This is a genomic window from Streptomyces sp. NBC_01549, assembly GCF_026339955.1.
Classification (GTDB): Bacteria; Actinomycetota; Actinomycetes; order Streptomycetales; family Streptomycetaceae; genus Streptomyces.
Genome location: NZ_JAPEPW010000001.1, coordinates 4,498,852 through 4,512,514, shown reverse-complemented (window position 1 = coordinate 4,512,514; position 13,663 = coordinate 4,498,852). Strand labels below are relative to the sequence as shown.

The window sequence follows — 13,663 nt, the reverse complement described above, 5'->3', positions numbered from 1 at the left end:
GTCAAGCGCCTTTCGGAAGACTGGACGGCTCAGCCAGCCGCCCCTGTTCGGTATCGGGCCGCACGTCCCCCGCAGTGGCGAGCGCACGGTACAGACGCGTCAGCGTTCTGCTCTCGGTCTCCCAGGAGTAGGTGCCGCGCACCTTCTCGGCATTGCGCCGGAAGATTTCCAGGTCATGGGCGACCTCGCGCAGCGCGCGAGCCACCGACGCGGAACTCGACGGATCGAAGAGCGCGCCCACCGGGCCGACCCCATTGCCGAGCACGGCCCTGCGGACCTCGGGAAAGTCACTGCCCACCACGGGCAGACCGGCCATCAGGTATTCGAAGAGTTTGTTGGTGTCACCCAGGTAACAGTTGAGATGGGCGTTGGTGAGGGCGACGACGCCGACGTCCGCTGCCGCGGTGTAGGAGAGGAGCTGGTCCACCGGTACCGCGGGGAGGATGCTGGTGCGGTACTCGATGCCGCACTCCGCGACGATCTCGTGCAGCTTCCGCACGCTGTCGTCGCGGCCGAACCCGATGATCACCCAGTGCCACTCCGGAAGATCCCGCAGCGCGGCCGCGACGGTGTCGAAGCAGCGGGAGTCGAGGTAGAAGCCTCCTTGGAAGATCAGCACGAACCGGTCGCGCGGAATGCCCAGTCGGCAGCGGAGGTCCTTCGGTTCGACCCCAGCGTCCGGTGTACGGGGGTAGTTGCCGACGACCACGGGCCGGCTTCCGTGCAGTTTCTCCAGGTAGGCCGCCCGCGAGGGATTGGTGGTGATTCTGGCCCGCGAGCGTCGCCAGACCGTCCGCTCCCACCGCTCGATCACCTGTCGCACCGGCCATCGGTGCATGCAGGCCTCCAGCTCGTGTGCGTCGTAGACCAGTGCGGCTCGGTGGCGGCGCGCGCACAGGAGGGCAGGCAGGCTGAGATGGAGGTTGTGACAGTGCACGACGTCCGGTTTTCCGCGGATGATGAGCAGTGAGGCGCGCAGGAGCCCGACGCCCGCAAGAGCCAGCCGCAGCAGCCTGGGAAGGTTCCTCCGTGGAAACGGCAAGACGTCGTAGAGGACGCCTTCCTCGACCAGGCGGTCCCGCCGCGCGACACCGGAATCGAAACCCACGACCCGTACCTGGTGCCCGTCCGCGGCCAGGGAAGCGGCTTCCCGTCGCACACGCGCGTCGCTGCGGAGATCGGAGACCACAGCCATGACGATCTTCATCCCTGTACTCCGTCCGCCAGACGGAACCGCAGTTCCCAGGTGACCGGGCCGTCGATCTGGAGGGTGGCGCGGAGGACCTGTGCGGTGACGACCTGGCCGTAGGCGGGCGACCATGGCATCTCTTCGACGCGGAAGGAGAGCTCGGGTCCGGTGGTCTGACTCATACTGACCAGCTTGTCGTCGGCGATCAGCAGGATGTGGCCGCCATGCGGCTCCGCACGCACGCCCGGTGCCAGAGGAATGTTGACCACGAGTGTGTGCCGGGCACGGCAATCGATGTCGTCCGCGACGGTCAGCCCTTGCCGGTCGAGGGTGAAGCGGCGCCGGTGCACAACCGGGTCACCGAGCCTGCGGTATCCGTCGTGGACCGCCTCCAGGACCTGCCGACCGCTGCCGTCTTCGTGACGATCCACCACCCGGGCCCGATCGTCGTCCCGCATGGTGAACAGTAGGTCGGGGTCGAACCGGTTCTGTTCCTCGCCGTCCACTTCGACCGTGGAGTGCGAACGCGTCGAGCGCAGGAGATTCCGCAGATCCGGATCGGGGGTGTATGCGCCGGTTCCGGGATCCGTGACGATCTCCCGACCGTCCACGCACAGCACGAACGACAGCGTGTCGTTGTGCCCGTGGCCGCCGTTGCCGCGCTGTCCCACGCCGCCGCACTCCGCGAGGCACCAGTACGACCCGGCGGTGAGCACGTACCAGCCGGCCGCCGGAAAGAACGTGGCCGGTGTACAGGCAACGCCGGTACCACCCCGCGCCCCGCACCACTGTGCCAGTTCGGGCCCCGCCGGCTCCTGGGAAGTGCCCGTATCACCCAGAACAGTTGCGGCGGCGAGGATCGAGGACGGGTCACGGGGGTCCCGGCCGGACTGCAGGCCCACCACGAGACCGCTGTCATCATCGCCCAGGGCGGGAAGCAACCCGTCGGGTTTGGTGAGTGCGGACAGCACCCCGACAGCCGACAGCAGACGTTCCCGGACCTCGGGACGAACGGGGATGCCGAGGCGCTGCAGCGCGAGAAGACCCATGAAAGCCAGTTCCGTCGAGAGACGGTGATATCCGGTGGACGCCTCGAAGTTGGAGCCGTCGTCGTGGAACTGCTTGAGGACTTCCCGCTGCAACTGCCGACTGCCCACACGAAGCCACAGCCGGCCGGCGGTGCTGTGGCGCAGGGCTCCGCCCGTGTGGACCAGGCCGACGAGATCGGCAAGGTAGTGGTTGCTGGTCAGTCGTTCGCTGTATTCGAGGTTTTCCAGGATGTAACGCCCGTGATCACGCAGCATTCCGCCGACTAGAGCCGTGAATTCGGAATCACGGAGTACCTCGGCCGACCAGACCAGGTTGGTAGCGCGAATGCCGGCTTCCATCGCATTGGTCCAGTTCGGCCCCCGGCCGGCCGGATTGGCCGCTGTCCACGAGCGCAGCAACCTCTTCGCGCCGTCGCGGTACCGGCGGTCCCCCGTGTACCTGTACGCACGCGCGAGGGCCACCAGCCATTGGAGGCGGCTTACTTCCCATGGAATCTTGATGTCCGCCCGACCCACAACCGGACCGAGGAACCGATGACCGCGGACCGGCCACGTGAAGCCGTGGACCGGGTCGCGATGCCAATCCCGACCGTCCGTGCCCAACGTCACGGTTCCGTATCCGAGTACCGTGAACGTGCTCTCGAGCGCCGCGTCCGCCTCGCGCAGACAGCTCTGGAGCTCCGCGGGAGTCGGTCTCGGTAGGGCGGCCGTGCCCGGACCCAGTACGAACGGCCGCCAACTCTGCGCAGGCGCGGGACGGGGTTGCGCCGTCCGTTCCCGTCTGTCCGCGAGAGTGCGACATCCAGCGCGATAGAGGCGCGAGCCCACAGCGGCGACGAGTACGCGCGGCGGAAGCGCCGAAGCGGTCGCGATCCGTTGCCGCACCTTCGCCAGGCGTGGGACTGGAGGTCGGTAGCGAGCGTCGTCAACCTGCGTCAACGGTGCACCTGCCGAGCATCTTTTCCGTCAACTCATCCGGTGAATCTCCTTCGATCCAAATCCGGTGCCACACAGCGAAGTTGAGGATGGGCCACAAGACCCACTCGTTGCGTGCACGGCCGGCACGGTGGTCGGCGACCATGCCGGCGAGGGTTTCGATACAGAAGTAACGCCTCATCGACGAGCCGGTCAGAAGATCGATGAGCACCTGCCCCATGGTCCCTCGCAGCCAGTGAGCAGTCGGAGCGCCGAAGCCCTGTTTGGGGCGGTTCATCACCCGCTCGGGCATGATGTCGGCGAGGGCGCGGCGCAGGACCACCTTGGTCCGCCCTTCATCCAGCTTGTGGTGGACGGGCAGCCGGTAGGCGAACGCCACGAGATCGGGGTCGAGGAACGGTACCCGCGCCTCCACGGAGTGGGCCATCGAGAAGCGGTCGATCCGCATGAGCAGCAGCTCCGGCAGACGCAGGGCAAACTCGTAGTGCTGGGTGTCGAACGCAAGAGTCTCCATGTGTGTCTCGTCGATCGCCGGCTCGGCCGGTGTCCACGGCGGGTCGTACGGACGAGGCACAAGCACCGCCGAGCGCAGCGACCTGGACAGACCAAGCGGGTAGTGCATCGGGAGCTGTCTGCCGTGCGCGGCTGCAATAAGGGTGTCGAAGGTCCAGCCACGACGTGATGCGGGCACCAGATGCGGTACGACCCGGCGGGCGGCCGCGGGCAGTGCCCGGACGGCTCGGAGCGCACGCTGTAGGCGCATCACACGGGCATAGGCGGGATAGCCCCAGAAGAGCTCGTCGGCCCCCTCGCCCGCCAACACCACGGGGACACCGCGCTGGCGACTCAGCTCGCACACGAACCCCAACGGCATGCAGACTGGATCCGCCAGCGGCTCGTCCTGGTGGTGCACCATCGCCGCCAACGCCTTGATGGCATCACGTGGCGACACTGACACTTCGTGGTGATCAGTGCCGAAGTGTCGTGCCACCCAGCGCGCTTCGTGTCTCTCGTCAAGCGCGGGCGCGTCGGTGAAGCCGACCGAGAAGGTGGACGTGCGAGTGGCCCTCTCTCGGAGCAAGGCGACCAGCGCTGTGGAGTCGAAGCCTCCGCTCAGCAGGACACCGATGGGTACATCACTCATCAGCCGTGCCTGCACCGACTGTTGCAGCAGGTGCCGCACCTGCGACGCCGCCTCCGGGAGGGACACGTCGAGAAAGGTGCGGTCCGCGGTGACGTCCCGGAACCGCCAGGTGCGAACCCCGCTTGCGTCACACGACCCGGCCGTTCCAGGGGCCAGTTTGTTGATGTCCCGGTAGAGGGTCCCCGGCGAGGGCGTGACGAGATTGGCGAGGTAGCTGTCCAGCAGGCTGGTGTTGACCTCTGCCGTGATCCGCGGGTGCGCCAGGATTGCCTTCGTCTCGGAGGCGAACAGGAAGGTGCCGTCCTTGACGGTCCAGTAGAAGGGCTTCTCACCCAGCGGGTCCCTGGCGAACAGCAGGCGCCCCCGGGCCGGATCCCAGAGGGCGAAGGCGAACATCCCTGTCAGATGTTCAACGCACTCGTCGCCGTAGTGCCGGTATGCGTGAAGGATTACTTCGGTGTCGCAGTTGGTGCGGAAGCGTGCTCCTCGGCTTTCGAGACGTCGACGCAGAACCGCATAGTTGTAGATCTCCCCGTTGAAGACCAGGCACTCACCGCGCTCGCCGAACATGGGCTGTGCGCCGTGCGCAAGGTCGACGATCGCAAGTCGCCGGTGCCCCAGGCCCACTCGGCCGTTCTGCGTCACGTGAACCCCCGCGCCGTCCGGGCCGCGGTGTCCCAGCGTGTCACGCATCCGTACGACCGTGTCAGGCGTGACACTGCCCACCGCTCGCCCGTACTCGTAAACCCCTGTAATCCCACACACGGTCAGCCTCTTTCCATTGCCGGACGGGGGACGGACAGCGGTAACCGAGCGAGGATCTGTTCTGCCCGCCGGTCCCACGTGTGTTCTTCGAGAGCCTCACGGCGCGCGTTGGCGCCCCAAGCCGCCCCGCGGTCCGGCATGGCCAGCACCCGGGTGATTCCCCGCGCGATGTCCGCCGGATCGCCCGGCTCCGCAAGTACCGCGGTCACGCCGTCCTGGAGGATCTCGCCGATCTGGCCCAGTCGGCTGGCAACGATCGGCCTGCCCAGCGCCATGTATTCGAAGAGTTTGATGGGTGAGCCGAAGAACGGGCCATTTCCCGCCCATTGGTGTGGAGACACCAGGACATCACATCGGGACAGCACCTGAAGTGCTTCCGTGCGGGGCAAGCGGCCGGTCCAGGTAATGCGGTCGTGGACACCGAGCCGACGGCCCAGTTCCTCGTACCCAGGGCGCTGTTGTCCGTCGCCGATCAGAACAAGCTCAACATCCGCTGGGAGATTCCGAAGGCTCTCGATCGCCACCTCGACGCCGTGCCATGGGTCGAAGCTCCCGCTCCACCCCACCAGCGCGCCCTCGCGGACCGGCATCGACGAAGGTGCCGGAATGGAATCGGCGTCGACTGCGTTGGCGACCACCGCCACGGTTGCCGGGTCGGCTCCCGCGTGCCTGGCCATCTGTGCCGAGGCCTGGGACACCGCCGCCACAACGGTTGCACTGCCAACCGAGTACCGTTCGACCTGGGCCCCTGCCCTCTGGAGCAGCCGGTTCAGCGGGCCTTGCCGGCACAAGTTCCGATTGGCCCAGACGGCCGAGTTGTTCCACTCCAGCACCAGCGGGACGCCAAGCTCCCGGCTCACATCGGCGCCAACGCGGCAGAAGTAGGCGTGGCGCTCGTAGACGAAGGCGGGCGGTGTACGGCGGGCAAGGGCGAGGGCGGCACGACGCATCGAGCTGTTGGCGGCCACCCGGGCGGACCCTCTGGTGAACCGAGCACTGCGTGGCAACGGCGCAGCGACCTCCACCACATCCACCGCGGATCGCAACTGCTCGGGCGGTTCGCCGTTGGTGACCAGGGCAACCTGACAGCCAAGTTGCCGGAACCCGGCGAGGATGCCCGACACATGGCTGACCGCCCCGCCTACCCGGGTCTCGCCCGCGTCCCGCCACAGCGCGAGCACCCACGGCGCCTCGTGCTGTTCGGCCGGGCGTGCGCCCTTTCGGTGGTCGGCCCTGTGGGCGGTCAGGCCCCGCAGGACATGGCTGGGGGCGGTGACGGCGTCCAACGCGCAGCGGAACATCAGCGGCGCCGCACCGCCGACGGGCAACTCCTCACCGGGGCGGCTCGCGTCGATGATTCTCCGCTCACTCACAGGCGACAACGCGACAAGTAGTTCGTAAGGGGTCGCATAGGGTCGGCGGGCCGCGTCGTTGCAGAACAGTGCGACGCCCGAGATGCCATTGCGCCGGAGATTGGCGCAATAGCCGGGGAAGTTCCGGACAGCGTCGGACGCGGCCATGACCAGTACGGGTTCCAGGCCGAAGATGGTGGCGGCCGCAGCGCTGACCCCGACGACGTGGTAGCGCGACTCGGCCAACACCGCCCACCGCCGACGTCCGCTCGAGTCAGCTTGTCGAACATGATGCGCAGTCAGCGGAACCTCCAGGGCGATGTGTGCGCTCCAGCGATGCGAGCGTATGGGCCAAAACTGCGCCAGTTACACCGATACGCACCTTTTAGGTGCATCCTCTCCTAAAGAGTGACGGTGATACTCCGTGTGGATGGCTCCGCATCACAGCCGTCAGACCCTTTCGTTCGGCGCCTCCAGCCGCCGGAACCGCAATGCCCAAGCGGTCGAACCGTCGACAGACAACGTGGCGCGCAGAACTCGACTGCGGGTGACCTGGCCGTAAGCAGCCGACCGCGGCATCTCCTCCACGCGAAAGGACAGCGGAGGGCCGTCGGTCTGGCTCAGACGGACAGCTGTGCCCTGGACGGACAGCAAGACACCGTCCCCGCCCAGTTCGGCCACCACCCCCGGCCCCAGCGGAAGGCTGAGCACGAGAGTATGCGCCGCATGGCAGCTGATCTCGTCGCGGACGATCAGACCGTACTGGGACAGGTCGAACCGACGCCGGTGCAGCACCGGATCGTCCAGCCGGCAGTACCCCTCGTGGACAGCGTCGAGGAAGTGCCTCCCGGAGTCGTCCTCGTGGCAGGCAACCACCCGAGCACGGTCCTCGTTCTGCAGGGCGCACAGGGCCTCTGGGTCGAAGCGGTTCTGCTCGGCTCCGTCCACCTCGACCGTGGAGTGTGAGCGCGTGGCGCGGAGCTCGTTCCGAAGACGGGGATCCGGGGTGTACACGCCTGTGCCAGGGTCCGTGACGACCTCCCTGCCGTCGACGCACAGGACGAATGACAACGTGTCGTTGTGTCCGTGGCCGCCGTTGCCACGCTGTCCGACACCACCGCACTCCGCCAGACACCAGTAGGGCCCGGCGCTCAGCACGTACCAACCGCTGGCGGGGAACGCCGCGGACCGCGGCGCAGCACGCGGCCGGCTCGGGCCCGCACCGCACCACTGTGCCAGTTCGGGCCCGGTCAATTCTGTGGGCACCCGAGCGTTGTGCACTGCCGAGGCGGCCGCGATGACCGGCGAAGTGTCCCGTGCTTCCCGCTCGGACTGCAGACCGACTACGAGACCGCTGTCCTCGTCTCCCACCGCAGGGAGCAGGCCATGGGGTCCGGTCAGGTCGGCCAGCGCCCCAACCGCCGACTCGAAACGCGTCATCACTTCGTGCCGTACGGGGACGCCGAGGCGCCGGAGTGCGAGCAGGCCCATCAGCGCCAGTTCCGTCGAGAGACGGTGATAGCCCAGTGACGCTTCGAAGTTGGAACCGTCCGGGTGGAACTGCTTGAGAATTTCGCGCTGCAACTGCCAGCCGCCGAACCGGAGCCAGAACCGGCCGACCCTGCTGTGGCGCAGAGCCCCGCCCGCATGGACCAGCCCGACAATGTCGGCGAGATAGTGGTTCATCGCCAGCCGCGGAGTGTATTCGAGATGAGCCATGATGTACCGGCCGTGATCACGCAACATCCCGCCGGTCAACGCGGTGAAGGCCGGATCATCGAGGATCTCCGCAGCCCAGACGAGATTGGCGGCGCGGATTCCAGCCTCCATCGCATTGACCCAGTTCGGGCCCCAGCCTGGGGGATTGGCCTCGGCCCAGGAGCGCAGCAGCTCCGTCGCCCCCTTGTGGTACCGGGAATCGGAGGTGTACGCGTGAGCACGGGCGAGTGCGACCAGCCACTGCAGGCGGCTCACTTCCCAGGGGACCTTGATGTCCCCCTGTCCCGGGGCAGAGCCGATGCCCCGGTGGTGGTGAAGGGGCCAGGTGAACCCGTGGACAGGGTCGTGATGCCAGCTTCTGCCTTCGGTGCCCATCGCCAGGGTCCCATAGCCCAGCACCGGGAACCTCCCGTCGAGCGCGGCGTCCGCCTCGCGCAGACAGCGTTCCACCTCCATCGTCGCCGGCCTTGGCCGGGCGCCTGTGTTGGGGCCCAGCAGATAGTGCCGCCAGGGCTCGGCCGACGCACGATGCGCCAGGACAGCCCGCTCCCTGGCGTCGGCGAGAGCCTGGCACCCGGTGCGGAGAAGATGCCAGCCCACTTCGGCGGCGAGCAGTCCCGGACTGAGCCCCGAGGCGATAGCGACGCGCCGCCTCAGCCGCTCCAGCCGGAGCTGGTGCCGTCCCGTGTCGTCAGACGCCGCCAACGGTGCACCTGCCCAGCATGCGATCGGTCAGCTCGTTCGGCACAGGGACGCCGTATTGCCGGGCCGACGCGCAGGCGCCGTACATCCGGGTGATCTCACACATGGTCAGTTCCCGCCCCCGCCAGGTGTGCTGCTTGCATGGGCAGCCGAGCAAGGATCTGCTCCGCTCGCCGTTCCCAGGTGTGAAGCTCCAGTGCTTCCTGCCGCGCGCTTGCGCCGAGCGCCATTCCGCGGTCCGAACGTGCCAGAACGCGAGTGACGCCTCGCGCAAGGTCGACAGGATCACCCGGCTCGGTGAGCACCGCGGTGACACCGTCCTGGAGGATCTCGCTGATCTGTTCCAGGCGACTGGCCACGATCGGGCGTCCCAGCGCCATGTACTCGAACAGCTTGACTGGCGAGCCGAAGAAGGAGCCCTTCGCCGTCCAGCAGTGCGGAGATACGAGGATGTCGCAGCAGGAGAGCATCCGGAGCGCTTCCGAGCGGGGGAGCGCGCCCGTCCAGGTGATGCGGTCGTGGACGCTCAGCCGCCTTGCCAGTTTCTCGCAGGTCCCACGTTCCGGCCCGTCACCGATGAGGAGAAGTTCCACATCGTCGGGCAGGTCGCGCAGGCTCTCGATGGCGACCTCAACGCCGTGATACCGCCCGAAGCCGCCGACCCACCCGAGCAACACCTCCTGTCGGGCTGGAATCGGGGGAGGCGCCGGGACTGACTCGGCGTCCACAGCGTTGGTGACCACGGCGACCGCCGCGGGATCGGCCCCCTGCTCCGTGGCCATTTCTGCCGCCTTGCGTGACACCGCCGCCACGAGTGTGGCGCTGCGCGCCGAATACCGCTCGATCCGGTCTCCGATCATCTGGAACAGCCGGCTCTGGGGTCCCTGCTGGTACCAGTTCCGGTTCGCCCATACGACGGAGTTGTTCCACTCCAGCACCATCGGGACAGCCAACTGTCGGCTCAGGTCGGCACCGACCCGGCACAGGAAGGCGTTGCGCTGATACACGAACGCCGGGGGCATCCGACGAGCGAGTGAGAGCGCGACTTCGTGCATCGCGTTGTTGGACGCGACCCAGGCCGACTCCTTGGTGAACCGGGCGCCGCGCGGCAGCGGCGCGGTGACCTCGAGCACGTCGACCGCGGATCTCAGCTGCTCGGGCGGCTCACCGTTGGTCACCAGGGCTACCTGCCAGCCCAGACGGCGAAATCCGGCGAGGATTCCGGACACGTGATTGACCGCCCCGCCGACGCTCGACTCGGCAGCGTCCCGCCATAGCGCAAGAATCCACCGCGACGTGGAGGGGCTGACCGGTCCGGGGAGCTCGGGGCTGGTGCCGCGGGCCAGCTCCCCCACGACGAGCCCCGTGGCGGTTGCGGCGTCCAGCGCACACCGCGCTCCCAACAACCACGCGTTGCCGACAGCCAGCGGCTTCCCGGGGTGACGGGCATCGATGATCCGCCGTTCCTGAACCGGTGCCAGGGCAAGGAGTAGTTCGTAGACGGTCGTGTAGGCACGGCGGGACGCGTCGCTGCTGAACAGCGCGACTGCCGATACACCGCGTCGCTGGATCTCGGCACGGTATCCGAGGATGTCCCGAAGAGCGTCGGACGCGGCGATCACGAGTTCGGGTTCCCGCCCCAGCGTCGCCACGGCAGCGGCCCGGGCTTCGACGATCTGTGTTCTCGACTCAGCCACTACCGCCCAGCGCCGATGCTTATCCGTCTCGCTTTGCCGGACTTGATGCGTAGTCAGCGGAACCTCCTGTGGCGACCGTGCGGTGCTCGAACACAGGAGAAGATATGAGGCAGATCCCGGGTAATACCCGTTGAATGGCTCGACATAGCAAAGTTGCGCCCATGAGGGCTATTTCATTCCTCTGAACGGGTGACCAGCGCAACCTGTTGGCATGAGGCCGTATCCCGATGCGATCTTCAGCGGGGTCTATTCCTTCGGCGTCCTGCATCACACTGATCACCCGGAGCAGGCCGTATCAGAAATGTGGCGGGTCATACGTCCAGGGGCTACGTTCATGGTGCCGCTCTACCACAAACACAGCATGTTCGCTGCGGAGAAAGCCATCACTTACCTCGTCGGCAAGCGCTGGCGCACGCAGAGCTGGCGCGATTACCTGCCGGAGCTCGAGTTCGGCGCGGCGCAGCTCAAGAACCGTCCACTGGTGCGCCTGTACAGCCGTCGGTCGGCCAAGCAGCTCTTCTCCAGATTCCATGACGTCCGGGTGACCGTCGAACACCCGTCGCTGCACGGCCACCTGCTGCCGCGTTGGCTGCGTCCTTTCGGCTGGTACGTCATCATCACCGGCCGCCGCTGACCGGGCCGGGCCGGGTCCCCCTGTGGTACCCGGCCCCCCGGATGTGCTGTCAGGCACGAGAAACGTCAGTGCCACAGACCGCGGGTGTCGAAGACGACCTTGCCCCGCACCATGGTGCGCTTCACACCGTGGAAGGCGTCGTGGTCGACGAGCAGCACGATCAGGTCCGACTCGTTGAGGGCCGCCTCGAGATCCACGAGCTTCGCCTGACCCGTGTCCGCGAGCACGGAGGGCAGTTCGGTGATGTGCGGCTCGACCACCAGCAGACGACCCACCTCCTGCCGGGCGAGTTCGGCGGCGATGTGCAGAGCGGGACTCTCCCGCAGGTCGTCCACGTTGGCCTTGAACGCCAGTCCAAGGCAGGCGATGACGGGGTCCTTGAAACGCGCCGCGGTCCTCGACACCTCCGCGATCACATGGGTCGGCTTGGCATCGTTGACCTGCCGGGCGGTTCTGATCAGCCGGGCCTGCTCGCCGGCCGCACTGACGATGAACCACGGATCGACGGCGATGCAGTGGCCGCCCACCCCTGGGCCCGGCTGCAGGATGTTCACCCGTGGGTGCCGGTTGGCCAGTGAGATCACGTCAGCTGTGTCGATGCCGAGGTGGTCGCAGATCATCGACAGCTCATTGGCGAACGCGATGTTGACATCGCGGAACGCATTCTCGGTCAACTTGGCCATCTCGGCGGTGGTGGCGTCCGTGACATGGCACTTCCCCTGGGTGAACAGCTCGTACAGGCCCTTCGCCCGAGCGCCGCAGCATTCGCTCACCCCGCCGATCAAACGGTCGTTGGTGACGATCTCGATCATGATCCTGCCCGGCAGGACGCGCTCCGGGCAGTGTGCGACGTGCACGTCCGCGGCACTGCCGGCGCTGTGCGGGAAGGTGAGGTCCGGTCGTCGCTCGGCCAGCCACTCGGAGAGCCGCAGCGTCGTTCCCGGCGGCGACGTCGACTCCAGCACCACGAGAGCGCCCGGTTGCAGCACGTCGGCCACCGATGCCGCCGCGTCCCGGACGTACGACAGATCCGGTTCCCGGTCCTCGCCCACGGGAGTGGGGACGGCGATGATGAAGGCGTCGGCAGGCTCGGTCTGCGAGGAGGCGCGCAGGCGTCCCATCGCAACCGCGCCGCTCACCGCGACGGCGAGGTCCGGTTCCACGAAGGGCGCCTGTCCGGCGTTGATCAGGTCGACTGTGACCTGGTTGACGTCCACGCCGACGACGTCCACTCCCTTGGTGGCGAGTGCGGCAGCGGTCGGCAGCCCGATGTAACCGAGCCCTACAACGGAGACAGTGCTGAACACACGAGTTCCTTTCTGAACTTCGTAAAGGAGCACAGGGGCTGCGGCGGTTCGCCGCTGAAGTGCGGGGAGGGCGGAACAGCCACGGCGCTACCTGTGCGTTTTCCGCTGCATCACGGCGTCGCGCAGGACCAGCAGGACGAACGCGGTATTGCCGATGAGGTAGCGGACGAACAGACGCCGTGGCTCCTGCATGAGCCGGAAGGACCACTCCAGGCCGACATTGCGCATCCATCGGGGCGCACGAGCCCTGATCCCGGCCACCACGTCGAAAGACCCGCCGACGCCCACTGCCAGTCCGCAGTTCAGATCGGCCAGGTGCCGGGCGAGGAAGTACTCCTTCCGCGGCGTCGGCACCGCGAGGAAGAGGAGGTCGGGACGGGCCGCGCGGACGGCGGCCACCACCTTGGGCTCCTGTTCGTCCGACCAGTAGCCGTCGCGGTATCCGACGACGTCCACGCCCCGGCTCGTCGCGATGGCCGCCACCCGGCGCACCACGGCAGGCTCGGCACCCAGCAGGAAGACCCGATAGCGCTCGCACGCCGCTCGCTCCCACAGCGCCAGCATGAAGTCGATGCCGGTGACTCGTTCCGGAAGAGGACGTCCGAGCATCCGGCCGGCCCACACCACAGCTTGCCCGTCGGCATTGACCAGCTCGCAGGAACGGATAATGCGTGCCAGCTCGGAATCCCGTTGGGCCCTGACGATTTTCGCCGCGTTCACCGAGACGTGTTGGTGAGGTCGCCCATCGGCGATCAACTCATCGGCCGCGGCGATACTTTCCGCCAGGGTGAGCGCGTGCACTGGCAACCCGCAGACGGAAACCGGAACTGTGTCACTCAAGCGGTGAGACCGGTCCATCGGTGCGGGAACATTGTCTGGCCCCATAGCCTCCGCCTGGACAGTGGACGTGTCCGCCACGCTAAGTCCAATTGACGCCCACAGGGTCCCAAAGTGCGCCACGGGCCGGAAATGCAACTCGAACGGACCACCGCACGGCGCCGGTTCCTCCTTTCCGACAGTCGACGCCGGACTGCCACGGACGCTTGACGGGCCGTCACGGTGAACCTTCCCCTGTCGAAAGGGAGAGGCAAACAGCGGTATGGCCGATCAAGGACGACCTGAAAGAGCGATTTCTCTCATCCTGCCAGCCGACCGGCGCGCTCGCCTCC

General features: G+C 67.3%; 9 protein-coding genes. 1 reads left to right on the top strand and 8 read right to left on the bottom strand.

Features of this window, described 5'->3' with window-relative positions; all coding sequences use genetic code 11:
* Position 1 precedes the first annotated feature (1 nt).
* From OG819_RS20085 to OG819_RS20060, 6 genes are all read right to left on the bottom strand, one after another.
* Positions 2–1,207 carry a glycosyltransferase gene (locus tag OG819_RS20085; RefSeq protein ID WP_266650737.1) on the bottom strand — a complete coding sequence of 402 codons (1,206 nt, stop codon included), beginning with the start codon at positions 1,205–1,207 and terminating at the stop codon, positions 2–4.
* Positions 1,204–3,066, bottom strand: coding sequence for an alginate lyase family protein (locus OG819_RS20080; protein WP_266652755.1), 1,863 nt, complete (start codon positions 3,064–3,066; stop codon positions 1,204–1,206). The genes OG819_RS20085 and OG819_RS20080 overlap by 4 nt, the downstream gene beginning before the upstream one ends.
* A gap of 97 nt (positions 3,067–3,163) precedes the next feature.
* Positions 3,164–5,083 (bottom strand): asparagine synthase (glutamine-hydrolyzing), encoded by a 1,920-nt coding sequence (gene asnB / locus OG819_RS20075; protein WP_266650736.1) that lies wholly within the window; start codon positions 5,081–5,083, stop codon positions 3,164–3,166.
* A 2-nt stretch (positions 5,084–5,085) separates the two neighbouring features.
* Complete coding sequence (locus OG819_RS20070) at positions 5,086–6,681, bottom strand: glycosyltransferase family 4 protein (protein ID WP_266650735.1); 1,596 nt, start codon at positions 6,679–6,681, stop codon at positions 5,086–5,088.
* A 204-nt stretch (positions 6,682–6,885) separates the two neighbouring features.
* On the bottom strand, positions 6,886–8,859 hold the full coding sequence (locus tag OG819_RS20065) for an alginate lyase family protein (RefSeq protein WP_266650734.1): 1,974 nt from the start codon (positions 8,857–8,859) through the stop codon (positions 6,886–6,888).
* Positions 8,860–8,954: 95 nt separating this feature from the next.
* Positions 8,955–10,553, bottom strand: coding sequence for a glycosyltransferase family 4 protein (locus OG819_RS20060; protein ID WP_266624801.1), 1,599 nt, complete (start codon positions 10,551–10,553; stop codon positions 8,955–8,957).
* A 211-nt stretch (positions 10,554–10,764) separates the two neighbouring features.
* Here OG819_RS20060 and OG819_RS20055 point away from each other — a divergent pair, with 211 nt between their 5' ends.
* Entirely contained in the window at positions 10,765–11,187 is a 423-nt protein-coding gene (locus OG819_RS20055; protein ID WP_266624802.1) for a methyltransferase domain-containing protein, read from the top strand.
* A gap of 65 nt (positions 11,188–11,252) precedes the next feature.
* On the opposite strand, the gene wecC is transcribed toward OG819_RS20055, so the two are convergent.
* Both wecC and OG819_RS20045 read right to left on the bottom strand, forming a co-directional pair.
* On the bottom strand, positions 11,253–12,494 hold the full coding sequence (wecC, locus tag OG819_RS20050; RefSeq protein WP_266624803.1) for a UDP-N-acetyl-D-mannosamine dehydrogenase: 1,242 nt from the start codon (positions 12,492–12,494) through the stop codon (positions 11,253–11,255).
* A gap of 87 nt (positions 12,495–12,581) precedes the next feature.
* The gene (locus OG819_RS20045; RefSeq protein WP_266650733.1) at positions 12,582–13,412 is read right to left on the bottom strand and encodes a WecB/TagA/CpsF family glycosyltransferase; all 831 of its coding nucleotides are present in this window, start codon (positions 13,410–13,412) and stop codon (positions 12,582–12,584) included.
* Positions 13,413–13,663: the final 251 nt, after the last annotated feature.

Coding starts and splice junctions, on each gene's coding strand:
- OG819_RS20085 (WP_266650737.1), bottom strand. CDS start 1,207: ATGAAGATCGTCATGGCTGTGGTCTCCGATCTCCGCAGCGACGCGCGT.
- OG819_RS20055 (WP_266624802.1), top strand. CDS start 10,765: ATGAGGCCGTATCCCGATGCGATCTTCAGCGGGGTCTATTCCTTCGGC.